Origin of the sequence: Streptomyces sp. NBC_00019 (genome assembly GCF_045041015.1) — a bacterium.
Classification (GTDB): domain Bacteria; phylum Actinomycetota; class Actinomycetes; order Streptomycetales; family Streptomycetaceae; genus Streptomyces.
In genome coordinates this window covers 5,100,719-5,126,812 of sequence record NZ_CP108302.1, presented here as the reverse complement: position 1 = coordinate 5,126,812, position 26,094 = coordinate 5,100,719, and the positions used below count along the sequence as shown (strand labels likewise).

Here is a 26,094-nt window from a genome sequence, read left to right as displayed (position 1 = left end):
GCCGAGGCGTCCGTAACCAAGCTCCAAGCGACGCGGGTACTGCCCCAACAGAACCCACGCCCAAGCTCATCCCAGAACATCACAGGGTGCGTCGTCGATCGCGCTGGACTCCGCCGAGTCCAGCGCGATCTTTTTTGTGCGCTTCACGTGTGGGATGTGGGCCGGCACGCGGCGCTGTGAGCGGGCTTGTCGGTGTCTGGGGAGGGGTGTCGGATCTCCTGTGGACGGCTTCCGACGTACCGACTGGTCGGCCCTGTGGGCTGGTGCAATTGCACATATTAAATTGACCAGTTGTAGGTGAGGTGTAAGTACCTCGGTTTCAGAAACTCATGCGGTGACACCCGTCACATGCCAGGGTCCTTGTTGCCTCTGGCGCATGTGCGCTAGAGGAGGCGCGCGTTCCACCGTCCCGCGTCCGTACGGCCGTTGGGGCCGCCGGTGGTCACGCGGGCGAGGGGCTTTCGTCCTCGGCGACCTCTCCGGCGGCCTCGTCGGCCCGCGGGGCGGAGTCCATGGCGAGCCGCAGCAGCTGATGGCAGATCGGGCAGTGCCGCGTCAGATGGCGGCGATAGGAGGTAGCGGCCGACGACAGATGCGCACGGAGCAACGCCCGCGTCTCGTGCCTGGCCGAAGCCGCCATACGCCACCTCCAGGGGTCACACGGGGAACTAGCCCTGGTTTCTGGAGTACCGAGCGAATGTGACGCCGTCAAGACGGCACAGACGGCATGGAACGCAAAAGAGCCCGGATCCGAAGATCCGGGCTCTTGTACTACTTGCTGCGGTCCTGACGGGATTTGAACCCGCGGCCTCCACCTTGACAGGGTGGCGAGCACTCCAAGCTGCTCCACAGGACCAGGTTTTGCGGCGCTTATTGCTGCGTTGCGCTGCGAGAAGGACTGTACAGGAGGGTGAGCCCCGTGCGCGAACTCACCCAGCGTGCGGGGGTGGTTACGGGACGGCGGCGTCGATGGCCTTCACGATCCGCTTGTCCGAGACGGGGTACGCCGTGCCCAGCGCGTGGGCGAAGTAGCTGACGCGGAGCTCCTCGATCATCCAGCGGATGTCCAGCACGGAGGAGGGGACCGGGCGGCCCTGGGGCATCTGCTCCAGGAGCCAGGCGTACTCGTCCTGCATCTCGTGGACCTTCTCCATGCGCGTGGTGTCCCGCTGGACGCTCGTCGGCATCTGCTGGAGGCGCCGGTCCGCGGCGACCAGGTAGCGCATCAGGTCCGCCAGACGACGCAGCCCCGTCTCCGTCACGAAGCCCGGCTTCACGAGGGCGTCCAGCTGCTTGCGTACGTCCTGGAGGTTCGCAAGCAGCGCGGGGCTGCGTACGGCCTTCAGACGGCGCTCACAGGCCTGCCAGGCGGCAAGGACCTGCTGCACCTGGCCCACCGTACGGACCGTCGTGTCGACGATCTCGGCACGCACCTTGTCGTAGAGCTTCCGGTACGACTCCTCGTCCCACGCAGGCCCCCCGAAGTCGGCGATCAGCCGGTCCGCCGCCGCCATCGCGCAGTCGTCGAACAGGCCCTGGATGGAGCCGTGCGGGTTTGCCGAGAGCGCCAGCTTCTGCGGGTTCGTCAGCTTCTCCGACGCGAACTTCGCCGGGTTCACCGGGATGTTGCGCAGGATCAGCCGCCGCGTGCCCTGCCACATCGCCTCCGCCTGCTCCGCCTCCGTGTCGAAGAGACGTACGGAGACCGTGTCGCCGTCGTCCACCAGCGCCGGGTACGCCTTCACCGGCTGGCCGGCGCGGCGGGTCTCGAAGACGCGGGTGAGGGAGCCGATGGTCCAGTCGGTCAGGCCCTTGCGCTCCAGGGACTCGCCGCCCTGACGTTCCGCTGTCGCCGCGGCCGCCTGGGAGAGGGCCTGGCGCGCCTTCGGCTTCAGCTGGAGCTTCAGCGCCTCCAGGTTCTTGTCCTCGGCGAGATTGCGGCGCCGCTCGTCGACGATCCGGAAGGTGATGCGGAGGTGGTCCGGGACCTTCGACCAGTCGAAGTCCTCGGCGTCGAAGGGCACCCCGACCATCCGCTTGAGCTCACGGGCCATGGTGAGGGTCAGCGGCTCCTGGAGGGGGACCGCCGCGGCAAGGAAGCGCTGTGCGAAGTTCGGCGCCGGTACGTAGTTGCGGCGGATCGGCTTGGGGAGGGAACGGATCAGCTCCGTCACCACCTCTTCCCGCAGCCCCGGGATCTGCCAGTCGAAGCCCTCGTCCGTGACCTGGTTGAGCACCTGGAGCGGGATGTGGACCGTCACACCGTCCGCGTCCGCACCCGGCTCGAACTGGTACGTCACACGGAACTTGAGCTGCCCCTGCCGCCACGAGTCCGGATAGTCGTCCTTGGTGACCGCCTCCGCCGACTCCCGGATGAGCATCTCCCGCTCGAAGTCCAGGAAGTCCGGCTGCTCATGCCGCTTGTGCTTCCACCAGGAGTCGAAGTGGGCGCCGGAGACGACGTGTTCGGGCACCCGCTGCTCGTAGAAGTCGAAGAGCGTCTCGTCGTCGACCACGATGTCCCGGCGCCGCGCCCGGTGCTCCAACTCCTCGACCTCGCTGAGGAGTTTGCGGTTGTCGGCGAAGAACTTGTGGTGCGTGCGCCAGTCGCCCTCGACGAGCGCGTTGCGAATGAAAAGCTCGCGGGACGCCTCCGGGTCGATCCGGCCGTAGTTCACCTTCCGCTGGGCGACGATCGGTACGCCGTACAGCGTGACCTTCTCGTACGCCATCACGGCCGCCTGGTCCTTCTCCCAGTGCGGCTCGGAGTACGTCCGCTTCAGGAGGTGCTCGGCGAGCGGCTCGACCCACTCCGGCTCGATCTTCGCGTTGACGCGGGCCCAGAGGCGTGACGTCTCGACCAGCTCGGCCGACATCACGAACCGCGGCTGCTTCTTGAAGAGCGCCGAGCCGGGGAAGATCGCGAACTTGGCGCTGCGGGCGCCCAGGTACTCGTTCTTGTTGCCGTCCTTCACGTCCTTCATGCCGACGTGCGAGAGCAGACCGGCGAGGAGGGAGACATGGACGCTCTGGTCGGCCGCGTCCTCCTCGTTGAGATGGATGCCCATCTGCTTGGCGACCGTGCGCAGCTGTGTGTAGATGTCCTGCCACTCACGGATGCGCAGGAAGTTCAGGTACTCCTGCTTGCACATCCGGCGGAAGGACGAGGAGCCGCGCTCCTTCTGCTGCTCGCGCACGTACCGCCACAGGTTGAGATAGGCGAGGAAGTCGCTGGTCTCGTCCTTGAAGCGGGCGTGCTGCTGGTCGGCCTGGGTCTGTTTGTCGGCGGGGCGCTCGCGCGGGTCCTGGATGGACAGGGCGGCGGCTATGACCATGACCTCGCGGACACAGCCGTTCTTGTCGGCCTCCAGGACCATGCGGGCCAGGCGCGGGTCGACGGGCAGCTGGGCGAGCTTGCGGCCGGTCTCGGTGAGCCGCTTGCGCGCGTCCTTCTGCGCCGGATCAAGGGCGTTGAGCTCCTGCAGCAGCTGCACGCCGTCGCGGATGTTGCGGTGGTCCGGCGGGTCGATGAAGGGGAACTTCTCGATGTCGCCGAGGCCGGCCGCGGTCATCTGGAGGATGACGGAGGCCAGGTTCGTACGGAGGATCTCCGCGTCAGTGAACTCGGGGCGGCCCTCGAAGTCCTCTTCTGTGTAGAGCCGGATGCAGATGCCGTCGGACGTACGACCGCAGCGGCCCTTGCGCTGGTTGGCGCTGGCCTGCGAGATCGCCTCGATGGGGAGCCGCTGGACCTTGGTGCGGTGGCTGTAGCGGCTGATCCGGGCGAAGCCGGGGTCGATGACGTACTTGATGCCCGGGACGGTCAGCGAGGTCTCGGCGACGTTCGTTGCCAGAACGATCCTGCGCCCGGTGTGCGGCTGGAACACACGATGCTGCTCGGCGTGCGAGAGCCGGGCGTAGAGGGGTAGGACCTCGGTGAACCGGTAGTTCTTCTTGTTGAGCGCGTCCGCGGTGTCCCGGATCTCCCGCTCACCGGAGAGGAAGACCAGGATGTCGCCCTTGCCCTCGCCCTGGAGCTCCTCGACGGCATCGCAGATCGCGGTGATCTGGTCGCGGTCGGAGTCGTCTGAGTCCTCTTCGAGGAGGGGGCGGTAGCGGACCTCGACGGGATAGGTCCGGCCGCTGACCTCGACGATCGGCGCCTCACCGAAGTGCCGGGAGAACCGCTCGGGATCGATGGTCGCCGAGGTGATGACGACCTTGAGGTCGGGCCGCTTCGGCAGCAGCTGGGCGAGGTAGCCCAGCAGGAAGTCGATGTTGAGGGACCGCTCGTGGGCCTCGTCGATGATGATCGTGTCGTAGGCGAGCAGCTCACGGTCGGTCTGGATCTCGGCGAGCAGGATGCCGTCCGTCATCAGCTTGACGAAGGTGCCGTCCTGGTTCACCTGGTCGGTGAACCGCACCTTCCAGCCGACGGCCTCACCGAGCGGAGTGTCCAGCTCCTCGGCGACCCGCTCGGCCACGGTACGGGCGGCGATACGACGGGGCTGGGTGTGCCCGATCATGCCGCGGACGCCACGGCCCAGCTCCAGACAGATCTTCGGGATCTGGGTCGTCTTGCCCGACCCGGTCTCACCCGCGACGATCACGACCTGGTGATCCCGGATGGCGTCCGCGATCTCGGCCTTCCTCTGGCTGACTGGCAGCTGCTCGGGATAGCTGACGGCGGGCACACGTCCGCGCCGCTTGGCCATCCGCTCCTCGGCCCTGGCGACCTCGCCCTCGATCTCAGCGAGCACGGCGGACCGTGCCTCGGGCTTGCGGATCTTGCGCGCGCCTTCGAGCCTGCGCCCGAGTCGCTGCGCGTCGCGCAGGGAGAGCTCGGTCAGGCGAGGGGCGATTGTGCCGAGGGCCGGGGCACCGGGGGCGGGATGCGTAGACATACGCGATCCAGGATCTCATCCCGCACAAAGAAGGGGCGAACCCTTTTGGGCCCGCCCCTTCTCGCACCCCCCGTGTGCGTCACCGCACGTCGACGTAGTCCTCCGTGCCGCTGCAGTCGCGCCCGATCAGACCGAGGCTGCCGGTGATGTCGAGCTGCGCGTACTTGTCCTGCGCGGCCGTGAACTCCGTGAACTTCGTCGTGGCCGTGACCGTCGCGGTGACCTCGGCGGTCGTGGTGCGCTGGACGAAGGGGTTGTACGGGTAGGACCGGAAGGCCACCTCGTGGACGCTCTTGCTGCCGTACGGGGACTTCGTGAAGGAGAAGCGGCCGTCGGCGTCGCTGGTCGCCTCGGTGGGGCTGCACGTGGTGCAGGCCTTGTAGTCCATCTCCAGCGGGATGCCGGACAGCGGTTTCCACTCCGCGCCGTACTGGTACTGGAGGGTGCCGGTGACGTCGATTTTGTCGCCCGCCGTGACGTGGAAGCTGCTCTTGTCGAGGACGAACCGGGTGGGCGCGGCCTGCGGCCTGACGTCGACCCAGGGGACGGTGGCGAAGCCCAGGTCACCGTTGTACTGGGCGAAGGTCCAGCCGCCCGACGTCGTCTCGTCGGAGGCGGAGAAGTGGCCGGCCTCGTCCGTGACGACGCTCGAGACCTCGTTCTCGTCGAACGTGAGGTCCACGGTGGCCCCGGGCAGCGGCACCGTCTCACGGGTGCCGGGGTCGCGCAGGACCAGGTCGCCGGTGGCGGTGACCGTCCTGTGCTCGATGTCCGGATCGGTCGGTGTGACGGTGAATCCGCTGATCACGGGCTGCTTCTCGTACCGCAGCGTGCCCGCGTCGTGCTGGACCGTCGTCTCGCCCGCGGTGTTCGTGGCCTCGATGTCGATCGTGTACTTGCCGAGCGTGTCGAGGTGGACGGGCCGGGAGGACCAGACGCCTTCCCACGCGCTCGTGTAGTACGTCTGCGTGAAGTCGGTGACCGTGGCGACCGGCGGGTCCGTCTCGCTGCTGCCGACGGGGCGCAGCGACGCGGTGATCCTGTCGATCGTCCCGCTGTGGTTGAGGCGTACGTCGATGACCGACCAGTCGGCCTGGTCGCTGTACGCCATGCGTCTCAAGAACCCCCTCAGGCTCCCTGTGAGCGACGAAAACCCCCTCCGGTTGCCCTGGAGGGGGTTTACGTACTGAGTGGCTGGGGCCGGGGTCGAACCGGCGACCTATCGCTTTTCAGGCGATCGCTCGTACCAACTGAGCTACCCAGCCACGAGGTTTCCGAGGAAACCTCAGCGGTCCTGACGGGATTTGAACCCGCGGCCTCCACCTTGACAGGGTGGCGAGCACTCCAAACTGCTCCACAGGACCTGGCTTTGTGTGCGAACAGTGTCGCACACGGTGTTGCGTGCCCCCAACGGGATTCGAACCCGTGCTACCGCCTTGAAAGGGCGGCGTCCTAGGCCGCTAGACGATGAGGGCTATCGGCCCGCCTTGCGCTTCTCAGCGCGTCGGGGACGTGAGAAGCATATGGGATGCCGGGAGGTATCGCCAAAACGGTTTAGGGAACGCTGTCGGAAGGGCTGGGGGACGGCGTCGGGGCGGGGCTGGGGGTGGGGCTCGGGGTGGGGCTCGGGGTGGGGCTCGGGGTGGGAGCCGCGCCCGGCAGGTTCTCCTCCGGCAGGTGACGGCTGACCTCGGCCGTCGTCAGGCCGAGCCCGCCGAGTTTGATCTCGTCCCAGGCCTGCAGGCGCCGGGAGTCGCGGTCGAAGTAGAGGATCGAGGCCTCGATCGGGTCCGGGTACTTCCCCTCCACCGCACGCAGTCCGCTGCCGCCGGTGGAGCCCTCGACGCGCAGCCGGGTGCCGTTGCGCAGGACCTCCATCTCCTGGTGGTGCAGATGACCGGAGAGCACCAGCGGCACCGAGCCGTCGACCTCCCGCGCGGCTGACGGCTCGTGCGCGACGGCGACGTCCACGGGCTTTCCGGCGGTCGTCCAGTCGCGCAGCGCGGCGGCGAGGCGGGCGCCCGCGGCCTCCTGGGTCTCCTCGGCGCCGGGACCCTCGCTGCGGTCGGGGGTGAACTGCGGGTCGCCGATGCCGGCGAAGCGCAGGCCGGCGACGCTCTGGGCGCGCCCGTCGTCGAGGACGTGCACGTTCTTCAGGCCCTCCATGTAGCGCTGGGTGACACCGGAGTCGTGGTTGCCGCGCACCCACACGTACGGCGCCCCGAGGTCCTCGATGGGGTCCAGGAAGCCGTTCTCGGCGGCCGTGCCGTGGTCCATGGTGTCGCCGGAGTCGACGATGACGTTCACCTGGTACTGCTCCACGAGCGAGGCGACGATCTTCCAGCTGGCCGGGTTCAGATGGATGTCCGAGACGTGCAGGACACGGATGGTGGTGGGGTCCGGCTGGTAGGCGGGGAGCGTGGAGGTGACGTCGTACAGCTTCGTCACGTTGGTGACGAGGCGCGCCAACTCCTGCTGGTAGACGTCGAATTCGGTGACGATGTTGCGCGCGTTGCCGACCAGGGACGGGGCGGAGGAGAGCAGTCCGGAGAACTTCGGCTCCAGGACGGAGTCGGGGTTCCAGGTGGCGTACGCCGTCCCGCCGGACGCGGCGAGCAGGCCGAGGGCGAGGCCGCCGGCGGCGAGGGCGCGGCGGGGGCGGCGGTAGACGGCGAGGCCGAGGGCGGTGGCGCCCACGACGACGGCGACGCAGGACCGTACGGCCAGATCGAGGGTGCCGTGCTCGACGTCCTCGGCGACCTCGTCCTGGAGCCCGGAGAGGCGTTCGGGGTGGTCGACCAGGGCCTGGGAGCGGACCGGGTCGAGCTGGTCGACGTTGACGTCCAGGCGGACGGGGGCGTTGTGGCTGTCCAGCTGGAGGGCGCCCAGCGGGGAGACGTTGATCTTCGTGCCGCCGGTGAAGGACGGGCGCAGGGTCATCGTCGTGTTCATGGGGCCGACCGGGGTGCGGACATTGCCGACGATCAGCAGCCCCAGCCATGCCCCGAGCAGCACGACGGCCACCAGCCCGACGGCCCGGCCCCACGGGTGCGGCTGGTGGACGAGTTCCAGTGTCGGCAGGGGGCGGCGGGTGCGGTAGTGCCGGGCGAGGGTGCGCGGTGAGCGGCGTAGGCGGACCAGGACGTTCAGGACTGCGGCGGGGACGCGGGCCATTGGTCCCGTATGCCCAAGTGCGGGGGTGGATATGCGGCTCCGCTGTGATGGGCGGCGGGGGCGGTGTCCGCGGTCAGCCCCAGCCCAGTTCGTGGAGCCGTTCGTCGTCGATGCCGAAGTGGTGGGCGATCTCGTGGATCACGGTCACGGCGACCTCGTGCACCACGTCGTCCTCGGTCTCGCAGAACCGCAGGGTCGGACCCATGTAGATCGAGATGCGGTCGGGCAGCACGCCGGCGTACCACTCGCCGCGGTCGGTGAGCGGGGTGCCCTCGTAGAGGCCCAGCAGTTCGGGGTCGTCGGCGGGAGGTTCGTCCTCGACGAACACGGCGACGTTGTCCATGACCCGGGTCAGCTCGGGAGGGATCTGGTCCAGGGCCTGGCTCACGAGTTCTTCGAAGGCTTCGCGCGTCATCTCCAGCACAGGGCCATTGTCGGGGACGGGGTGCCTGGAGCGGAGGCGGGTGCGGGTGGGTCTCGCGCGTGTCCTCTTGTGGGCGGCGGGAGTTGAACGGGTTGACTCTCTCAACCGCCCTCGGAGGTGGCTGCCCGTGCGCCCCTTGTACGTACCCGTCCGTCTGGCCGCCACGGTGATGGCGGTCGCCGCTGCCGCCGGCTGTATGAGTGTGGGCGACGACGACGGTGGCAAGAGTGCCAAGCCGTCGCACTCCGCCGGGCAGCGGGGCGGGGACGCGCCGGACGGCGGACCGGCGGTGTCGGGCGGGGGCGGTGGGTACGGGGCCGCCGAGGCCGACGGCAAGCACGGGAAGAAGAAGGGCAAGGGGAAGGCGGGCGAGTCGGCGTCGCCCTCCGCCTCGGAGTCGGCCGGGGAGAGCGCGTCGCCCTCGGCGGACGTCAAGCCCGGCAAGCCGGACAAGCCGAACAAGCCGGACAAGCCGCAGCCGACCCCGACGAAGACCCAGCCCGCCCCGACGAAGACGCCCGAGCCGACCCCGACGCCGACTCCGACCCCGGACCCGCCCACCCCGACCCCCACGGTCGCCGAGCCGTCCTCCTCCGCCCACCAGGAGACCGAGCCGCAACTGGCCCAACGCGAGCCGGCACCCGCGGCGGGGACACCGGCGTAGGGCTGCGGGGCGGGCGGTCCTCCGGGCGGGAATGCCCGCGGGGGCCGGGTGTGACGTACGTCAATGGGACCCGGTTTGCCTTCCGGGGGGGTGGGTGCGTAAGGTGGTAGATCGTTTGATCCCATTTGCCCGGCGCCAACGTAGAGCGCGCCGTGTGGCGCGTTCTCTCCCTTGCCGTGGCTGACCGCATAGAGGCGGTCGTATTGCGAATCACGGAGTTGACGGGCGCGTGCCGACGAGACTCCGGAAGGTTTCGCATACGCATGTCCATTTCCAGTTCTGATCACGCCGTCATGCCCGAGAACGGCGAGAACGAGATCGTGGAGGAGACCCCCGAGGTCACCTTCGCCACTCTCGGTCTTCCTGAGGGCGTTGTGCGCAAGCTCGCGCAGAACGGCGTGACCACCCCCTTCCCGATCCAGGCCGCGACCATCCCGGACGCCCTGGCCGGCAAGGACATCCTCGGCCGTGGCCGCACCGGCTCCGGCAAGACCCTCTCCTTCGGTCTGCCGATGCTCACGCAGCTCTCCGGCGGCCACACCGACAAGAAGAAGCCCCGCGGCATCATCCTCACGCCGACGCGTGAGCTCGCGATGCAGGTCGCGGACGCCCTCCAGCCGTACGGTGACGTGCTCGGCCTGAAGATGAAGGTCGTCTGCGGCGGTACGTCGATGGGTAACCAGATCTACGCCCTGGAGCGCGGTGTCGACGTCCTCGTCGCCACCCCGGGCCGGCTGCGCGACCTCATCAACCGTGGCGCCTGCTCCCTGGAGAACGTCCGGGTCGCGGTCCTCGACGAGGCCGACCAGATGTCCGACCTGGGCTTCCTGCCCGAGGTCACCGAGCTGCTCGACCAGATCCCGGGCGGCGGCCAGCGCATGCTGTTCTCGGCCACGATGGAGAACGAGATCTCCACGCTGGTCAAGCGCTACCTGACCAACCCGGTCACGCACGAGGTCGACAGCGCCCAGGGCAACGTCACGACCATGTCCCACCACATCCTCATCGTGAAGCCCAAGGACAAGGCGCCGGTCACCGCGGCCATCGCCTCCCGCAAGGGCCGCACGATCATCTTCGTCCGCACCCAGCTGGGCGCCGACCGTATCGCCGAGCAGCTCGTCGAGGCCGGTGTGAAGGCCGACGCGCTGCACGGCGGCATGACGCAGGGTGCCCGTACCCGCGTCCTGGCCGACTTCAAGGACGGCTACGTCAACGCGCTGGTCGCCACCGACGTCGCCGCGCGCGGTATCCACGTCGACGGCATCGACCTGGTGCTCAACGTGGACCCGGCCGGTGACCACAAGGACTACCTGCACCGCGCCGGCCGTACGGCCCGCGCCGGCCGCACCGGCACCGTCGTGTCGCTGTCCCTGCCGCACCAGCGCCGCCAGATCTTCCGCCTCATGGAGGACGCGGGCGTCGACGCCGGGCGTCACATCATCCAGGGCGGCGCCGCCTTCGACCCCGAGGTCGCCGAGATCACCGGTGCCCGGTCGATGACCGAGGTCCAGGCCGAGTCCGCGGGCAACGCCGCGCAGCAGGCCGAGCGCGAGGTGACCTCCCTCACCAAGCAGCTGGAGCGGGCGCAGCGCCGCGCGACCGAGCTGCGCGAGGAGTCCGACCGTCTCGTCGCCCGCGCCGCCCGTGAGCGTGGCGAGGACCCGGAGGCCGCGGTGGCCGAGGCTCAGGCCGCGGTGGCCGCCGAGGCCGAGGCCGCGTCCGTGCCGGAGCAGCCGGTGGCGCAGCAGGCCGAGCGTACGGAGGGTTCCTCCTCGTACGAGCGTCGTGACCGCCGGGACAACGACCGTGGCGGGTTCCGTCGCGACGACCGTCGTGACGACCGTGGTGGCCGTTCCTTCGAGCGTCGGGACAACGACCGTGGCGGGTTCCGTCGCGATGACCGTCCGTCCGACCGCCCGGCCGGCCGTTCCTTCGAGCGTCGTGACGACCGTGGTGGGTTCAACCGCGACCGTGACGACCGTGGTGGCCGTTCCTTCGAGCGTCGGGACAACGACCGTGGCGGGTTCCGTCGGGACGACCGTCCGTCCGACCGCCCGGCCGGCCGTTCCTTCGAGCGTCGTGACGACCGTGGTGGGTTCAACCGCGACCGTGACGACCGTGGTGGCCGTTCCTTCGAGCGTCGGGACAACGACCGTGGCGGGTTCCGTCGGGACGACCGTCCCGCCGACCGCCCGGCCGGCCGCTCCTTCGAGCGTCGCGACGAGCGCGGCGGTCACCGTGGCAGCGACCGCCCCTTCAACCGTGACCGCCGCGACGACCGCCCGGGCTTCCGCTCCGGTGGCCACGACCGCCCGGGCTTCCGCCGCGACGACCACCGTGGCACCGGCTCCGGTTCCGGTTCCGGCTCTGGTTCCGGCTCCTCCTTCGGACGCCGTGACGACAAGCCGCGCTGGAAGCGCAACGGCTGACGTCGGCTGAACCGACTCCGAAAGGGCCCCTACGACTTCGGTCGTAGGGGCCCTTTTGCGACCCTTTCGCGAAAGGTTCTAGCCAAGTTGTGACGTGTGTCACGCCCTCGGTAAGGGAATTGCTGGGGGCATGACAGATGACGACATAGCGAGTGGGCAGTCGAAGGTCTCCGGACTCTCCGACGAGGAACGCCTTGCCCAGCTCGGCTACACGCAGGTTCTGGCCCGCCGCATGTCGGCGTTCTCCAACTACGCGGTCTCCTTCACGATCATCTCGGTGCTGTCGGGCTGCCTGACGCTGTACCTCTTCGGGATGAACACGGGCGGCCCCTCGGTGATGATCTGGGGCTGGGTCGCGGTCGGGCTGATGACGCTGTTCGTCGGGTTGTCGATGGCCGAGATCTGTTCGGCGTACCCGACCTCGGCAGGCCTGTACTTCTGGGCGCACAAGCTCGCCCCCAGCCGGACCGCGGCCGCCTGGGCGTGGTTCACGGGCTGGTTCAACGTGCTCGGCCAGGTCGCGGTGACCGCCGGCATCGACTTCGGCGCCGCGTCCTTCCTCGGCGCGTACCTGAACCTGCAGTTCGACTTCGAGGTGACACCGGGCCGGACGATCCTGCTGTTCGCGGGCATACTCGCGCTGCACGGACTGCTGAACACCTTCGGCGTACGGATCGTCGCGATCCTCAACAGCGTCAGCGTGTGGTGGCACGTGGTGGGCGTGGCGGTGATCGTCGGCGCGCTGACCTTCGTACCGGACCACCACCAGTCCGCGTCCTTCGTGTTCACGGAGTTCGTCAACAACACGGGCTGGGGGAGCGGGGTCTACGTCGTCGCGCTGGGTCTGCTGATGGCCCAGTACACCTTCACCGGTTACGACGCCTCCGCCCATATGACCGAGGAGACCCACGACGCGTCGACGGCCGGCCCGAAGGGGATCGTGCAGTCGATCTGGACGTCGTGGATCGCGGGCTTCGTGCTGCTGCTCGGCTTCACCTTCGCGATCCAGTCCTACGACGGCGCGCTGAACTCCTCGACGGGCGCACCCCCGGCGCAGATCCTCCTGGACGCCCTGGGCGCGACCGCCGGCAAGCTGCTGCTGCTCGTCGTGATCGGGGCACAGCTGTTCTGCGGGATGGCCTCGGTGACGGCCAACAGCCGCATGATCTACGCCTTTTCGCGTGACGGCGCGCTGCCGTTCTCGCACATCTGGCACACGGTCAGCCCGCGCACCCGCACGCCGGTCGCGGCCGTGTGGCTGGCGGCTTCGGGGGCGCTGGTCCTGGGACTGCCGTATCTGATCAACTACACGGCCTACGCGGCGGTGACGTCGGTGGCGGTGATCGGGCTGTACATCGCCTACGTCATCCCGACGCTGCTGCGGCTGCGCAAGGGCGAGGCCTTCGAGCGCGGGCCGTGGCATCTGGGCCGTTGGTCCCGGGCGATCGGTGTGGTGTCGGTGGCGTGGGTCGGCGTGATCACGGTCCTGTTCATGCTGCCGCAGGTCTCCCCGGTCACCTGGGAGACCTTCAACTACGCGCCGCTCGCGGTGCTGGCGGTCCTGGGCTTCGCGGCGGCCTGGTGGCTCGCCTCGGCCCGGCACTGGTTCCTGAACCCCGAGCACGAGCGGACGCGGGCTCGCGAGGCGGCACGCAAGGGGGCGCCGGAACCGGTTGATCCGTGATCTTTGGGTCGACTTCCGCTCGCCCCGTCTCTTCCGGCGCGGCCGTGTCACCGATACCCGATCGGAGACTCGGCCGCGTCCGGCTATGCTCGGGGAGGCAACATCGCCTGGGCCCTTAGCTCAATTGGCAGAGCAGTGGACTTTTAATCCATTGGTTGTGGGTTCGAGTCCCACAGGGCCTACCCGGGAGCCCCCGCGTCAGACTGTTCTGAGGCGGGGGTTTCGGCGTTCCCGGAGCCCTGCCGGCCGCTACGGACCCCACGGCGGCGGGCCGGTGCGGGTGGCCCAGGCGGCGAGGGCGGACTCGTCGAAGAGGCGGATCCCGGTGCCGGACGCGTACTGGGCCGCGGGCTTGGTGAACACGGACGTGGTGACGACGGCGGCGACCTGGGCGCCGTGGACGCTGTAGCAAGTGCCGCCGAACCGCTGGAGGTCCGGGCTGCCCACCTTGGTGGTCGGGCCGTAGCGCTTGCACTGGATGACGACACGGCGCCCGTCCGGGGCGTCGGCGACGACGTCGGCGCCCAGGTCGCCGGCGCCTCCCACGACCCGGACCCCGAGACAGCCGTCGCGTTCGCAGAGGAACGCGACGGCCTGCTCGAACTCCCTTGGGCCCATGGCGTGGTAGCGCGCCACCTCCGTGGACCGCAGAGTGCGGACGCGGTGGAGTTCCGCGGCCTGCCGGGCCCGGCGCTTGCCGAGTGCGAGGCCGCCGCCCACGAGGAGCAGGAGGATGAAGAAGGCGCCCGCGCCGTTGCCGTCGGCCCAGGCGAGGAGTGCCGCCGGGAGCAGGACGAGGGCGGCGGCCGCGTAGAGGCAGCCGGCGACTCCGATCGGTTCGGACGGTCGGACGAGGTCGCGTGTGGGCGCGCGCATGGATCCTCCCGAGGTGTGCCAGGTGGAGAGATCTACCACCGGGAGGCGGGGAGGGTGGCCCTTATGTCGGTGAACAGCCTGTTCTGGTGTTTTCGCACGCCCGGGGCGTGCGCCTGCCCGCCGCCCCGGGAGGGTGGAGCGGGCTGCACCCGAGAAGTGGAGCCTGCGCCACCGTCTCCCGGCACCCTGGTCATCTAGCCTGCCCCCATGTGGAAGACCGTGCGGCGGGCCGCGAGGGCCACCGGTCACCTCCTGCTGGCCGCCGCGATGGCGTTCGGGGTGTGGATCTTCATCTGCGTGCTGCTGATCACCGCCATCGGCACGCTCGCCGTGGTCGGCGCCTGGCTGCTGCCCGAGACGGTACTGCTGATACGGCGGATCGCCGGGGCCAAGCGGCAGCTGACGGCCTCGTGGACGGGCGTGCGGATCCCCGAGGAGTATCAGCCGCTGACCGGGACCGTCCGGGAGCGGTTCCGTACGGCCGTCAGGGACCCCGGCACGCTGACCGACTTCCGGTGGATGGTGGCGTACTACCTCTACGGCGCCTTGCTCTTCGTCGCGCTGCCGCTGTGGCCCGTCGGGCTCGTCGTCGACGGTGTGTGGAGCGGGCTGCTGCGCCGGGACCAGCGTCAGACAGATCAGCACGCCGACGAGGACCGCGCCGGCCGCGGCCAGCCCCATCTTGGTGAGCATCGGAATACCGACGACCCAGAGGCCGGCGAGCGCGATGACGACGGTGAACCCCGCGAAGACCACCGCGGAACCGGCCGTCCGGCGGCGAGTCCGGCCGCCTCGCGCGGCTCGCGGCCCTTGGCACGCTCCTCGCGGTAGCGGGACACGACGAACAGGGCGTAGTCGATGCCGCAGGCCAGGCCCAGCATGGTGGCCAGGGTGCCGGTGTTCGCGGACAGGCCCAAGGTCTCGGACAGGGCCAGGATGCCGGTCATGCTGATGCCGACGCCGATGATCGCGGTCAGCAGCGGGAGCCCTGCGGCGGCCAGCGAGCCGAAGGTGATGAGCAGCACCACGGCCGCGATCGCGATGCCGATCGCCTCGGCCGCACCGCCCGCCGAGGGCTTGGTGGCCAGGGCGTCACCGCCGACCTCGACGGTCAGACCGGCGTCCCGGGCCTGGTCGAGGGCGGTTTCGAGGTGGCTCTTGGAGGCGTCGGTCAGGTCGTCGGCCGTGGCGCTGAAGGAGACGGTCGCGTACGCCGTCGTGCGGTCCTCGCTGACGGCCTGCGCCTGGAACGGGTCGACGGCGGAGGCGACCTGGGGGCCGTCGGCGGCGGAGTGGACGAGTCTCTCGACGGCCGCCTTGTTGTCGGCGGCGGTGACCTTCTCACCGCTCGGCGCGATGAACACGATCCGGGCGCTCGCCCCGTCGGCCGCGGCCCCCGGGAAACGCTCCTCCATCAGGTCGAACGCCTTCTGGGACTCGATGCCGGGCATCGTGAAGCCCTCGTCGGCAGGGGTGGGTGCCTTGGAGGCGGCGAAGCCGGCGGCGCCCAGCACCGCCACCCACAACAGGACGACGAACCACCGGAAACGGAAGGACGCGCGGCCCAGGTGAAAAAGGAGAGTAGCCATGCGGAAGACGATTCCGTCGGCCGCTCTCCGTCACGAGGGAGCGCTCACCCGGACCGGGGTGGAGCGGGCTACACCCTCAGCCGACGTTGAGCTCCGTCAACTCGCCCAGCGGCAGCGTGTGCTGGGTCTGGAGGACCTTCGCACGCAGGTAACGGACGTTGTGGGCGGTGGTGAAGACGCCGGTCGGCACCCGGTCGTGGACGTCGATGCCGAGGTCGCGCAACTGGCCCGCCTTGTCGGGGTTGTTGGAGAGGAGGTCCAGCGAGTCGATCCCCAGGGCCTTCAGCATCTGCGCGGCCGCCGTGTAGTCGCGGTCGTCCTCGGGGAGGCCCAGCGCGGTGTTGGCGGCGTAGGTGTCCAGACCCTGCTCCTGGAGGGCGTACGCGTCGAGCTTGTTGTAGAGGCCGATGCCGCGGCCCTCCTGGCGCAGGTACAGCAGGACACCGCCGCGCTCGGCTATCCGCTCGACCGCCTCGCGCAGCTGCGGGCCGCAGTCGCAGCGGGCCGAGCCGAAGACGTCACCGGTGAGGCACTCGGAGTGCAGCCGGACCAGGGGGGTGGGTCCCGGCTCACCGAGGACGACCGCCACGTGCTCCTGGCCGTCGGTCAGCCCGTGGAAGGTGACCAGCTCGGAGTCGACGCTGTAGCCGTCCCCGAAGCGGAGCGGCACGCGGACACGGGAGCGCGGGGTTGCGGCGGGGATGTCGGTCATGCGGGTACTCCGGTCCTCAGGCATATCTGCTTCAGATTTGAAGCAGGTCTACGACGGGAGACCCTACCCCATGCTTTAAATTTGAAGCAACGGATTTGTGAGGTGGCTCATGCGGTCCCGGAGCACGACGATGACGAACGCCGACGCCACGGCACCTCGTCACCCGTGTCCTCCTGGAGCCCGTCCGAGATCGCCCTGGAGATCTCCTCCAGCTGCTCCACCTGCTCCGGAGTGAGCCGGTCGAAGAGGGCGGCGCGGACCGTCTCGACATGTCCCGGCGCCGCCCGCTCCACCTCCGCCATGCCCTCCTCGGTCAGTACGGCGATGCTCCCGCGCTTGTCCCAGCGACAGCTCTCCCGCCGCACCAGCCCGTCCTTCTCCAGCCGGGTTACGGCATACGTCAGCCGAGGCCGCGTGATCTTCAGGCCCTCGGCGAGGTCCGTCATCCGCAGCCGTCGCTCCGGCGCCTCGGAAAGGTTGGCCAGGATGGAGTAGTAGAGATGCGGCATGCCGGCGTCCTGCTGGAGCTGCCGGTCGATCGCATCCTCCAGAAGGTGCGACGCGGCGATGTACGCGCGCCAGGCGCGCTGCTCCTTGGGCGTGAGCCAGCGAGTCGTCATAGCGCCAGTGTAGGTTTGTTTCAAACTTGAACCAAGATGTCCACGTCACAGTGAGAGGGATCGCAGCCATGCCGCACCCGTACGTCCTCCTCTCCGCGGCCGTCTCCCTCGACGGCTACCTCGACGACACCGGCCCAGACCGCCTGCTCCTCTCCAGCCCGGCCGACTTCGACCGAGTCGACGAGGTCCGCGCCTCGGTCGACGCGATCCTCGTCGGCGCCGGCACGATCCGCGCCGACAACCCCCGCCTGCTCGTCAACTCCCCACAGCGCCGCGCGGCCCGCGTGGCGGCGGGCAAGCCGGAGTACCCCCTCAAGGTCACGGTCAGCGGCTCGGGCGACCTGGACCCCGACGCGAAGTTCTGGCACACGGGCGGCGACAAGGTCGTCTATACGACGGACAAGGGCGCGGAGCGGGCCCGTACGGCGGGTCTGGCCGCCGACGTGGTCTCCCTGGGCGCCGACCTGGACTGGCCCGGCCTCCTGACGGACCTGTCGGCCCGGGGCGTGCGGCGCCTCATGGTCGAGGGCGGCGGCAAGATCCACACCCAGCTCCTCCAGCAGGGCCTGGCGGACGAGCTCCAACTGGTCCTGGCCCCCCTCTTCGTCGGCGACGCGGCCGCCCCCCGCCTCTTCGGCCCCGGCGCCTACCAGGGCGGACGCCTGCGCCTGGTCGAGTCCCGGCAGATCGAGGACGTCGTCCTCATGCGCTACGAGCCCACCGCACCCGGCGTCCCCGCCGCCGACCGCCACTGGCTCCGCCTCGCCTGCGAACTGGCCGCCCTGTGTCCGCCGTCCCGGACCGCGTTCAGCGTGGGCGCGGTGGTGGTCGCCGCCGACGGCACGGAACTCGCCCGCGGGCACTCCAGGGAGGGGGACGACTCCGTGGTCCACGCGGAGGAGGCGGCGCTGGCGAAGATCGACGCGGGGGATCCGAGGCTGGCCTCGGCGACGGTCTACAGCAGCCTGGAACCGTGCGCCCGGCGGGCCTCGCGCCCCGCGCCCTGTGCCCGGCTGATCCTGGAGGCGGGGGTGCGGCGGGTCGTGACGGCCTGGCGGGAGCCCGACACGTTCGTGGAAGGGGCCGACGGGAGTGGGCTCCTGGCGGCGGCCGGGGTGTCCGTCGTGGTGCTGCCGGAGTTCGAGGAGCAGGCCAAGAGACCGAATCTTCATCTGCCGGGGTGAGCATCACCGAGCCGCCGGGCGATCGAGGACGAGGCCCGCTCGGACGCCGGGTGACGGACCGATCAGCCCAACATTTCCTGCGCGCCGCTCCCCGGAGGGTGACGCTGCCACCATGAGGTCAGCCCGATTCCGTGCCGCCGTCGCGCTTCTGCTCGCCCCTCTTCTCGCCACCGCCTGTGCGACCACCGACGCCGGTACCCGCACCATGGCCCGTGCGCTGCCCCCCGACGCGGCGTTCACGCACCCCGGCGTGCTGGTGAGCGACGCCCAGCTGGATGCCGTACGGGAGAAGGTCACCGCGGGGAAGCAGCCGTGGCTGAAGGCGTACCTCGACATGAGGGACAGCAAGTACGGGGCGTACAAGTACCGGGCCGAGCCGTACGCGAGCGTGGACTGTCCCGGTGGGGAGCACGCCGACCGGCCCGCGCACGGGTGTGTCGAGGAGCGTGAGGACGCGATCGCCGCCTATACGCAGGCGCTCCTCTTCCGCGTCACCGGCAAGCAGCAGCATGCCGTCAAGGCGCGGGAGATCATGGACGCCTGGTCGGCGAGGATGCGGAAGCACACCGAGGAGGACGCCGGGCTGCAGACCGGGTGGGCAGGGGCGACCTGGGCGCGGGCCGCCGAGATCGTGCGGCACAGCGCGGGCGCGGGGTGGCCTGAGGACCGGGTCGCGCGGTTCCAGGACATGCTGCGGACCGCGTATCAGCCCGCCGTCACCCGCAAGGTCCCCGACTACAACGGCAACTGGGACCTCGTCATGACCGACGCGGCCATCGGCATGGCCGTCTTCCTCGACGACCACAAGGCCTTCGACCACGCGCTGCAGCGCTTCCGGGAGCGCGTCCCGGCCTACTTCTACCTGGAGAAGGACGGGCGGGTGCCGCTCACCCCGGCCGGGTCGGGCGTGAACACGCCGACGAAACTGACGACGTACTGGTTCGGGCAGAAGACGTACAAGGACGGCGTCTCCCAGGAGACCTGCCGCAACTTCAAGCACGTCGGCTACTCCATCGCCGCCACCGCCCACATCGCCGAGACCGCCTGGCACCAGGGCGTCGACCTGTACGGCGAGGTCAAGGACAGGCTGAAGGCGGCGCTCACCTTCCACGCCCGGTACCAGGCCGGCGAGCCCGCGCCCGCGTGGCTGTGCGGCGGGAAGGTGGGCCGGACCATGGGCCCGGACCTGGAGGTCGCCCTCAACCACCTGGAGAACCGTCTCGACGTCTCCGTCCCGGCCGCCCACAAGCTCGCCGAGGAGACCCGGCCCGCCGGTACCGACAATCTCTTCGTGTCCTGGGAGACCCTGACCCACGCGGGCAACCCCGCCGGCTGAAAACGCAGGTCAGCAGCGCCGCGAACAAACCGTGGTGCTGAGCGTCCCGCGGATGACGTATGCTGGTTTCACCGACGCGGGGTGGAGCAGCTCGGTAGCTCGCTGGGCTCATAACCCAGAGGTCGCAGGTTCAAATCCTGTCCCCGCTACTCACGGCTCAGGGCCGGAGTCCAGTCACTGGACTCCGGCCCTGAGTGTTTCCCCCGGTCGGGCCACACGGCTCGCCGCCCGGTCCCGGTCCGGGAAACCTGGGCATGTGGATCAGGAGGCGGTGGCGGGGCGGCGTATCTCCGCCCTCTTGCGGGTGCTGCCCGTCCTGCTGATCGTCGGTGGCGTCCTCTACGACGTACTGACCCCCCGGGACTTCACCGCGATCCCCTTCTTCACCGCCGCCCCCCTGGTCGCCGCGCCCCTCTTTCCGCTGCTCGGCACCGTCGTCACCGGGGCGGTGGCCCTGATCGCCGCCTTCGCCGTCCATATGCGGTTCGGCTTCCGGCTGGACGCCGACACCCTCACCGAGGCGCTCACCGTGGCGGTGGTCGCGGTGCTGGCCGCCGTCCTCAACCGGGTCGTGCTCCGCGGGGACCAGCGGCTCGCCTCCCAGCGCCAGATCGCCGAGGCCGCCCAGCGGGCGGTGCTGCCCGACCCCGACGACCGGATCGGCGGGTTCGACATCGCGGTGCGGTACGAGGCGGCGCAGAAGGACGCCTTCATCGGCGGGGACCTGTACGCGGTGCAGGACAGTGCGTACGGCGTGCGGCTGGTGGTGGGGGACGTGCGCGGGAAGGGCATGGGGGCGGTGGCCGCGGTCGCCGTCGTCATCGGGGCGTTCCGGGAGGCCGCCGAGCAGGAGCCGACGCTGGAGGCGGTCGCGCGGCGGCTGGAGCGGGCGCTGGCGCGCGAGGGCACGCGGCGCGAGGGGCTCGACGTCATCGAGGGGTTCACCACCGTCGTACTCGCCGAACTGCCGCACGGCGACGGGGTCGTACGGGTCCTCAACCGCGGCCATCCGCCGCCGTTGCTGCTGTGCCCCGACGGCACCGTACGGGCGCTGCCCGCCGCCGAGCCCGCGTTGCCGCTGGGCATGGGCGAGCTGGGGAGCTGGCCCGACCGTGCGGAGGAGGCGGCCTTCCCGGGCGGGGCCACGCTGCTGCTGTACACCGACGGGCTGTCCGAGGCGCGGGACCGGTACGGGGAGTTCTACGATCCGGCGGCGCGGCTCGCGGGACGCGCCTTCCGTGTCCCCGGTGCGCTGCTGTCCGCGCTCGCCGTGGAGGTGCGTCGGCATACGGGGGGCGGCATGACGGACGACATGGCGCTGCTCGCCGTACGACGGCCGTGACCTCAGGGGGCTTTATCACGTGGGGTGATCGGGCGAGCGCCCTCCGCATAACAACTGACATACAGTCAATGCCTGCGAGTTTACCGGGGCGCGGTCAACTCGCCCGTTTTTCACCGCTCATGGACCCGTACGTCCAGCGGAAAAAAGGTTAATGATCAAGCGGAACAGCTTGGAATCCACGGTCCGGGTCTATTAACGTTCGATAACGCAGCGCGGTCGTCCCAGCCGTCACAAGAGACGGCTCCGTGCTCACGCGCTTAATCCCGCAAGGGAGCCGGGGAACCACCACCCTGGGGTGAATCGCGCGAATGCCGCCGTGAACCCACGGCCGGTATACGCGCGTAGGAGACCTTCCTGCTCCGAACCCGTCAGCTAACCCGGTAGGCGAGAAGGAAGGAAAGGAGCACGCCCACGTGGCGTCAAACCGGCCTGCCCCCGAGGCCCCGTACGTGCCGAGCCAGCGCAGCACCACCGATGTCTTCGGCTACGGCAGCTACCACCACGACGAGGGTCCGCGGGAGGAGTGGAATCCCAACGAGGACTCCATCCGCCCGGTCCGTGGCAAGCATCGGGTCGCCAAGCAGCGCAGCGGGGGATTCGCCCGCAGCTCCACCGTCCTGGGTGTAGGTGTCATAGCCGCCGTCGGCGGGGCCGGCATGGCCAGCGCCAACACCGGCAAGCCGCCGGTCTCCATCTCGATGCCCGACCTTCCGTTCGTGTCGGGCGAGGAGGAGGCGCCGCAGGGCTCGGCCACCGCGCTCAGCGACCTCGCCGCGGCCCCCACGGCCGCCACCACCACGGCTGTCGCGGAGAAGACCGAGACCACTGTCTCCGACGCCGGCGAGACGCTGCGCAACCGGATCATGGCGCAGGCCGAGAGCCAGCAGACGCAGGTCGACAACAAGACGCAGCTCGCCACCCAGACCGCCGCCGCCGACGAGGCCGCCAAGGCCGAGGCCGCCGCGCTGAAGAAGGCCGCGGACGACGCGGCCGAGGCGAAGAAGAAGGCGGAGGCGGACGCCGAGAAGGCCGCCGAGGCCAAGCGTCTCGCCGAGCTGGCGAAGCAGTACACGCTGCCGACCTCCTCGTACACGATCACCTCGACCTTCGGTCAGGCCGGCTCCCTGTGGTCCTCCGGGTACCACACGGGCCTCGACTTCGCCGCTCCCACGGGCACGCTCATCAAGGCGATCCACAGCGGCACCATCACTCAGGCCGGCTGGGACGGTTCGTACGGCTACAAGACCGTCCTGACCCTCGACGACGGCACCGAGCTGTGGTTCGCCCACCAGTCGTCGATCAGCGTCAGCGTGGGCCAGAAGGTCAACACCGGCGATGTGATCGGGCGCGTGGGCGCGACCGGCAACGTCACGGGCGCGCATCTGCACCTCGAGGTCCACTCGGGCGGTGCGTCCACCGGGATCGACCCGATGGCGTGGCTGCGGAGCAAGGGGCTCACCCCCTGAGGTTTTCTTGATCGACCGGCGGCCCTGACGCACACCCCCCGACGTCAGGGCCGCCGGTTTTTGTGTCACCGGTTCGGGAACGCCTGCCTCCGCTTGTTTGCGGGAACTTTGCGGCTGTTCCGGAAGAGGGGTCTCCGTATCGACGTTGACCTCGTACATGACTTCTCTTCGCAAGCTGGGCACGTCCGACCTCGAGGTCTTCCCGCTCTCCCTCGGCGGCAACGTCTTCGGCTGGACCGCCGACGAGACGCAGTCCTTCGCCGTACTCGACGCGTACGCGGCCGCGGGCGGCAACTTCGTCGACACGGCGGACTCGTACTCCGCTTGGATCGACGGCAACGTCGGCGGTGAGTCCGAGACCATCATCGGCAAGTGGGTCAAGGCGCGCGGCAATCGCGACGACGTCGTGATCGCCACGAAGGTCAGCCAGCACCCCGACTTTCCGGGCCTGACGGCCACGAACATCAAGGCGGCGGCGGACGCCTCCCTGCGCCGCCTCGGCACCGACCACATAGACCTCTACTACACCCATTTCGACAAGGTGGAAGTGCCGGTCGAGGAGATCATCGGCGCGCTCGACGAGCTGGTGAAGGCGGGCAAGGTGCGGCACATCGCCGCGTCCAACATCTCCGCCGAGCGCCTGGAGGCTTCCCTCGCCTTCTCCCAGCGCGAGGGACTGGCCCGGTACGTGGCGCTTCAGCCGCACTACAACCTGGTCTCGCGCGAGACGTACGAGGGCGAGCTCCAGGACCTGGCCGAACGGACCGGACTGGCCGCCGTCCCGTACTTCGCGCTGGCCTCCGGGTTCCTCACCGGCAAGTACCGCGACGGCGAGGTGGTGGAGGGCGCCCGCGCCGCCGCCGGCGCCGGCAAGCACCTGGAGACGGAGCGCGGCCGCAAGGTCCTCGCCGCCCTCGACGACATCGCCGAGGCCCACCGGGTGCCCGTGGCGACCGTGGCCCTGGCGTGGCTGGCGTCCCAGCCGACGGTGGCGGCACCCATCGCGTCCGCACGGACGGTGGAGCAGCTGCCGGCCCTGGTGAAGGTGGCGGAGGTGCGGCTGACGGAGGACGAGGTGACGCGGCTGACGGAGGCGTCGGCCTAGTCCTTCGGGTCCGGAGGGGCGGCTCGCGGGGCGTGTCGCGGTGCGTCGGCGGGGAGTGGCGCCGGTGTGGTCCGGCGGTGCGACTCGACGGTGTGGTCCGGCGGTGCGGCTCGACGGTGTGGTCCGGCGGTGCGGCTCGACGGTGTGGTCCGGCGGTGCGGCTCGACGGTGTGGTCCGGCGGTGCGGCTCGCCAGGGTGTGTCGCGGTGTGTGGCGTGGGGGTGGCGCCGGTGAGGGCCCGGTGGGGCGGCTCGCCGGGGTGTGTTGCGGTGCGTGGCCGGGGAGTGGCGCCGGTGTGGGCCGGCGGGGCGCCTCGGTGGTGTGCTTCGGGTCTCAGGTTCGGTACGGGTTGTAGCTGGGGTGCTGCACCGCCGGGTAGCCGTGGACGGGCCAGTGTGTCGGCGGGATCATGACCGGGATCGGTGGTGCCGTTATTCGGGCCGCGTGGTCCAGGGCCGGGCGCGCCGCCTCCCGTCGTACCCACAACTCGTGCAGCAGTTCCCGCTCCCGTACGACGAAGTCGGCGCCGGCCCGGCCGCGGCGCCCCCGGTGACGGAGGAACGCCAGGGACGTCGCGTACGCCTCGTACTGCGCCACCGCCCGCGCCGCCCGCTTCCCGGCGTGGGCGCGGGCGTACTGGCGGGCGATCCGGCGGGCCCGCATCGAGCCGAGGGCGAAGGGTTCGGCGGGGGTGAGCCAGCCGGCGACGGCGTAGGCGGGCAGTTCCTCGCGCACGGTGCGCAGTTCGCGCTGCCGGGTCCAGATGACGAGCCAGGTCAGCAGGCCGAACGCGGGAACCATGAAGGCCGCGTACACGGCGAAGAAGCCGTACTCGCCGAAGGTCGAGGAGCCGTTCCAGACGGCGTGCATGCCCATCGCGAGCAGCAGGCCGGAGAGCGGCAGCAGCACGCGCCGTACGTGATGGCGGTCCGCCGACAGCGCCGCGATGCCGAAGCCGATGCCGGTGAGGACCGTGAACAGCGGGTGCGCGAACGGCGACATGATGACGCGGACGAAGAACGTGGCCGCCGTGACGGAGGCGATGCCGCTGTCGCCGCTGAGCTGGTCGGTGCCGAAGGCGGTGCCGAGATACAGGATGTTCTCGGTGAAGGCGAAGCCGGTGGCGGTGACCCCGGCTATCACCACGCCGTCGACGATCCCGGTGAAGTCCCGTCTGCGGAAGAGGAAGACGAGCAGGACGGCCGCGGCCTTGGCGGTCTCCTCGACGACGGGCGCTATCACGGTCGCGCCGAGGGTGTCGGCGCTGGACGGATCCGCGGTCGCCGTCGCTATCCATCTGGTCGCGAAGCTGTTGGCGACGATCGCTATCAGCGCCGCCGCGCAGGCGCCCCAGGAGAACGCGAACAGCAGATTGCGCCAGGGGCCCGGCTCGACCCGGTCGAGCCAGCGGAAGGCGGCTATCAGCAGCGGCACGGGCAGGATCGCGAGCCCGAGCCCGACCAGGAAGCCCTCGGTGCCGGTCTGTTCGCGCACCAGGGCGAGGATGACGAGCCCGGAGAGCGCCAGCAGGGTGATGAGCGCGCCGTAGCGGACCCACTTGCGCTGCCACCAGTGCGCGTGCCGGAGCGCACCGCCGCCGGGGGGACCGGTGGGATGCGTCGGGTACGGGGGAAAGGTGGCCACGGCATTGACCCTAACGAGTCAGGGGCGCCGCCCGCAGGTGGGCGAGGTGGTCTCGGGCGGCGGTGGGGGGTTGGTCGTCGTGCGGATCCTGCTCCTGCCCTTACTGCTGTCCTTACCGCTGTACGCGGCGGAACAACAGGTCGTTCACGACATGTCCCTTGTCCAGTCCCTGGCTCTCGAAACGGGTCAGCGGCCGGTAGTCCGGACGCGGCGCAAAACCGCCGTCGGCCTGTGTGTTCTCGAAGTCCGGGTGTGCCGTGAGCACCTTGAGCATCTGTTCGGCGTACGGCTCCCAGTCGGTGGCACAGTGCACCACGGCCCCCGGCTTCAGCCGGGTCGCGGCGAGGCTGAGGAACTCCGGCTGGATCAGCCGCCGCTTGTGGTGCCGCTTCTTGGGCCAGGGATCGGGGAAGTAGACGCGCAGCCCGTCCAACGAGTCCGGGGCCAGCATCTCGCGCAGCAGGATGATGGCGTCGCCGTTGCCGACGCGGACGTTGGAGAGCCCGCTCTGGTCGGCGAGGTTGAGCAGGTTGCCCTGACCGGGGGTGTGCACGTCGACGGCGAGAATGTTGGTGCCGGGGTCGGAACCCGCCATCCGCACGGTGGCCTCGCCCATCCCGAACCCGATCTCGAGCACGACGGGGTTGTCGTTCCCGAAGAGCTCGGCCAGGTCGAAGACCTGCTGCCCGTCGATGTCCAGCCCCCACTTGGGCCACAGCCGCTGCAACGCGTCGGCCTGCCCGGCCGTCACCCGACTGCGCCGCGGCTGAAAACTCCGGATCCGCCGCTCGAAGTGCGACCCGGCGGGATCGGCTTTCGGCCCGTCGGGAAAGCGGGGCTCGCCCTTGGACCGGGTGTGCCGGACGGGCACACCGGGGGTGTGGGCGGACTGGGACGCGTCGGGAGCGTTGCGGGAGTCAGACACAGTGAGGTCGATTTTA

General features: G+C 69.9%; 18 protein-coding genes, 6 tRNA genes, 2 pseudogenes and 1 riboswitch. Of the genes and pseudogenes, 11 read left to right on the top strand and 15 right to left on the bottom strand.

Features of this window, described 5'->3' with window-relative positions; genetic code table 11:
• Positions 1–442: 442 nt before the first annotated feature.
• From OHU89_RS24025 to OHU89_RS23985, 9 genes are all read right to left on the bottom strand, one after another.
• A complete protein-coding gene (locus OHU89_RS24025; RefSeq protein WP_405645743.1) occupies positions 443–640 on the bottom strand; it encodes a DUF6274 family protein in 198 nt (65 codons plus the stop codon).
• 141 nt (positions 641–781) lie between these two features.
• Positions 782–856: transfer RNA gene (locus OHU89_RS24020), tRNA-Asp, on the bottom strand.
• Positions 857–950: 94 nt separating this feature from the next.
• The gene (gene hrpA, locus OHU89_RS24015; protein WP_405645742.1) at positions 951–4,904 is read right to left on the bottom strand and encodes an ATP-dependent RNA helicase HrpA; all 3,954 of its coding nucleotides are present in this window, start codon (positions 4,902–4,904) and stop codon (positions 951–953) included.
• Positions 4,905–4,983: 79 nt separating this feature from the next.
• On the bottom strand, positions 4,984–6,015 hold the full coding sequence (locus OHU89_RS24010; RefSeq protein ID WP_405645740.1) for a hypothetical protein: 1,032 nt from the start codon (positions 6,013–6,015) through the stop codon (positions 4,984–4,986).
• An 80-nt stretch (positions 6,016–6,095) separates the two neighbouring features.
• Positions 6,096–6,169 (bottom strand) — tRNA-Phe (locus OHU89_RS24005).
• A 24-nt stretch (positions 6,170–6,193) separates the two neighbouring features.
• A tRNA-Asp gene (locus OHU89_RS24000) sits at positions 6,194–6,268 on the bottom strand.
• Positions 6,269–6,306: 38 nt separating this feature from the next.
• Positions 6,307–6,379, bottom strand: a tRNA-Glu gene (locus OHU89_RS23995).
• Between the two features lie 79 nt (positions 6,380–6,458).
• Complete coding sequence (locus tag OHU89_RS23990; RefSeq protein WP_405645739.1) at positions 6,459–8,078, bottom strand: metallophosphoesterase; 1,620 nt, start codon at positions 8,076–8,078, stop codon at positions 6,459–6,461.
• 73 nt (positions 8,079–8,151) lie between these two features.
• A complete protein-coding gene (locus tag OHU89_RS23985) occupies positions 8,152–8,502 on the bottom strand; it encodes a metallopeptidase family protein (RefSeq protein WP_046259656.1) in 351 nt (116 codons plus the stop codon).
• 127 nt (positions 8,503–8,629) lie between these two features.
• On the opposite strand from OHU89_RS23985, the gene OHU89_RS23980 reads away from it, so the two are divergent.
• The 4 genes from OHU89_RS23980 to OHU89_RS23965 all read left to right on the top strand — a co-directional run bounded on the left by OHU89_RS23980 (position 8,630) and on the right by OHU89_RS23965 (position 13,461).
• Entirely contained in the window at positions 8,630–9,166 is a 537-nt protein-coding gene (locus OHU89_RS23980; protein WP_405645737.1) for a hypothetical protein, read from the top strand.
• Positions 9,167–9,429: 263 nt separating this feature from the next.
• On the top strand, positions 9,430–11,595 hold the full coding sequence (locus OHU89_RS23975; RefSeq protein WP_405645736.1) for a DEAD/DEAH box helicase: 2,166 nt from the start codon (positions 9,430–9,432) through the stop codon (positions 11,593–11,595).
• Between the two features lie 130 nt (positions 11,596–11,725).
• Positions 11,726–13,279, top strand: coding sequence for an amino acid permease (locus tag OHU89_RS23970; RefSeq protein ID WP_405645734.1), 1,554 nt, complete (start codon positions 11,726–11,728; stop codon positions 13,277–13,279).
• Positions 13,280–13,388: 109 nt separating this feature from the next.
• Positions 13,389–13,461, top strand: a tRNA-Lys gene (locus OHU89_RS23965).
• A gap of 67 nt (positions 13,462–13,528) precedes the next feature.
• Here the strand turns inward: OHU89_RS23965 and OHU89_RS23960 are convergent.
• Complete coding sequence (locus tag OHU89_RS23960; protein ID WP_405654626.1) at positions 13,529–14,155, bottom strand: restriction endonuclease; 627 nt, start codon at positions 14,153–14,155, stop codon at positions 13,529–13,531.
• 207 nt (positions 14,156–14,362) lie between these two features.
• On the opposite strand from OHU89_RS23960, the pseudogene OHU89_RS23955 reads away from it, so the two are divergent.
• A pseudogene (locus OHU89_RS23955) lies at positions 14,363–14,683 on the top strand (sensor domain-containing protein); the annotation flags it as partial.
• Positions 14,684–14,830: 147 nt separating this feature from the next.
• Here OHU89_RS23955 and OHU89_RS23950 read toward each other — a convergent pair.
• The 3 genes and pseudogenes from OHU89_RS23950 to OHU89_RS23940 form a co-directional block, all read right to left on the bottom strand.
• Positions 14,831–15,570 (bottom strand): annotated as a pseudogene (locus OHU89_RS23950) (MMPL family transporter); the annotation flags it as partial.
• A 250-nt stretch (positions 15,571–15,820) separates the two neighbouring features.
• Entirely contained in the window at positions 15,821–16,456 is a 636-nt protein-coding gene (ribA, locus tag OHU89_RS23945; RefSeq protein ID WP_405645732.1) for a GTP cyclohydrolase II, read from the bottom strand.
• A gap of 107 nt (positions 16,457–16,563) precedes the next feature.
• A complete protein-coding gene (locus OHU89_RS23940; protein WP_405645730.1) occupies positions 16,564–17,076 on the bottom strand; it encodes a MarR family winged helix-turn-helix transcriptional regulator in 513 nt (170 codons plus the stop codon).
• Positions 17,077–17,144: 68 nt separating this feature from the next.
• On the opposite strand from OHU89_RS23940, the gene OHU89_RS23935 reads away from it, so the two are divergent.
• From OHU89_RS23935 to OHU89_RS23910, 6 genes are all read left to right on the top strand, one after another.
• Positions 17,145–18,260, top strand: a complete 1,116-nt coding sequence (locus tag OHU89_RS23935; protein WP_405645728.1) for a dihydrofolate reductase family protein — start codon at positions 17,145–17,147, stop codon at positions 18,258–18,260.
• A 112-nt stretch (positions 18,261–18,372) separates the two neighbouring features.
• Complete coding sequence (locus OHU89_RS23930; protein ID WP_405645726.1) at positions 18,373–19,596, top strand: alginate lyase family protein; 1,224 nt, start codon at positions 18,373–18,375, stop codon at positions 19,594–19,596.
• A gap of 75 nt (positions 19,597–19,671) precedes the next feature.
• Positions 19,672–19,745: transfer RNA gene (locus tag OHU89_RS23925), tRNA-Met, on the top strand.
• A gap of 107 nt (positions 19,746–19,852) precedes the next feature.
• Entirely contained in the window at positions 19,853–20,938 is a 1,086-nt protein-coding gene (locus tag OHU89_RS23920; RefSeq protein ID WP_405645724.1) for a PP2C family protein-serine/threonine phosphatase, read from the top strand.
• Between the two features lie 244 nt (positions 20,939–21,182).
• Positions 21,183–21,340, top strand: a riboswitch (cyclic di-AMP (ydaO/yuaA leader).
• A gap of 11 nt (positions 21,341–21,351) precedes the next feature.
• On the top strand, positions 21,352–22,404 hold the full coding sequence (locus tag OHU89_RS23915) for a M23 family metallopeptidase (RefSeq protein ID WP_405645722.1): 1,053 nt from the start codon (positions 21,352–21,354) through the stop codon (positions 22,402–22,404).
• Between the two features lie 157 nt (positions 22,405–22,561).
• Positions 22,562–23,509 (top strand): aldo/keto reductase, encoded by a 948-nt coding sequence (locus OHU89_RS23910; protein WP_405645720.1) that lies wholly within the window; start codon positions 22,562–22,564, stop codon positions 23,507–23,509.
• A gap of 333 nt (positions 23,510–23,842) precedes the next feature.
• Here the strand turns inward: OHU89_RS23910 and OHU89_RS23905 are convergent, their stop codons facing one another.
• Together OHU89_RS23905 and trmB are read right to left on the bottom strand one after the other, a co-directional pair.
• The gene (locus OHU89_RS23905) at positions 23,843–25,153 is read right to left on the bottom strand and encodes a PrsW family intramembrane metalloprotease (RefSeq protein WP_405645718.1); all 1,311 of its coding nucleotides are present in this window, start codon (positions 25,151–25,153) and stop codon (positions 23,843–23,845) included.
• 112 nt (positions 25,154–25,265) lie between these two features.
• Entirely contained in the window at positions 25,266–26,078 is an 813-nt protein-coding gene (gene trmB / locus OHU89_RS23900) for a tRNA (guanosine(46)-N7)-methyltransferase TrmB (RefSeq protein ID WP_405645716.1), read from the bottom strand.
• Positions 26,079–26,094 lie beyond the last annotated feature (16 nt).

What these genes read in the sequence shown, in the direction of transcription:
- ribA (WP_405645732.1), bottom strand. Translation starts at nt 16,456, where the DNA reads ATGACCGACATCCCCGCCGCAACCCCGCGCTCCCGTGTCCGCGTGCCG.
- OHU89_RS23990 (WP_405645739.1), bottom strand. Translation starts at nt 8,078, where the DNA reads ATGGCCCGCGTCCCCGCCGCAGTCCTGAACGTCCTGGTCCGCCTACGC.
- OHU89_RS23910 (WP_405645720.1), top strand. Translation starts at nt 22,562, where the DNA reads ATGACTTCTCTTCGCAAGCTGGGCACGTCCGACCTCGAGGTCTTCCCG.
- OHU89_RS24025 (WP_405645743.1), bottom strand. Translation starts at nt 640, where the DNA reads ATGGCGGCTTCGGCCAGGCACGAGACGCGGGCGTTGCTCCGTGCGCAT.
- hrpA (WP_405645742.1), bottom strand. Translation starts at nt 4,904, where the DNA reads ATGTCTACGCATCCCGCCCCCGGTGCCCCGGCCCTCGGCACAATCGCC.
- OHU89_RS23930 (WP_405645726.1), top strand. Translation starts at nt 18,373, where the DNA reads ATGAGGTCAGCCCGATTCCGTGCCGCCGTCGCGCTTCTGCTCGCCCCT.
- OHU89_RS23960 (WP_405654626.1), bottom strand. Translation starts at nt 14,155, where the DNA reads ATGCGCGCGCCCACACGCGACCTCGTCCGACCGTCCGAACCGATCGGA.
- OHU89_RS23970 (WP_405645734.1), top strand. Translation starts at nt 11,726, where the DNA reads ATGACAGATGACGACATAGCGAGTGGGCAGTCGAAGGTCTCCGGACTC.
- OHU89_RS23975 (WP_405645736.1), top strand. Translation starts at nt 9,430, where the DNA reads ATGTCCATTTCCAGTTCTGATCACGCCGTCATGCCCGAGAACGGCGAG.
- OHU89_RS24010 (WP_405645740.1), bottom strand. Translation starts at nt 6,015, where the DNA reads ATGGCGTACAGCGACCAGGCCGACTGGTCGGTCATCGACGTACGCCTC.
- OHU89_RS23935 (WP_405645728.1), top strand. Translation starts at nt 17,145, where the DNA reads ATGCCGCACCCGTACGTCCTCCTCTCCGCGGCCGTCTCCCTCGACGGC.
- OHU89_RS23940 (WP_405645730.1), bottom strand. Translation starts at nt 17,076, where the DNA reads ATGACGACTCGCTGGCTCACGCCCAAGGAGCAGCGCGCCTGGCGCGCG.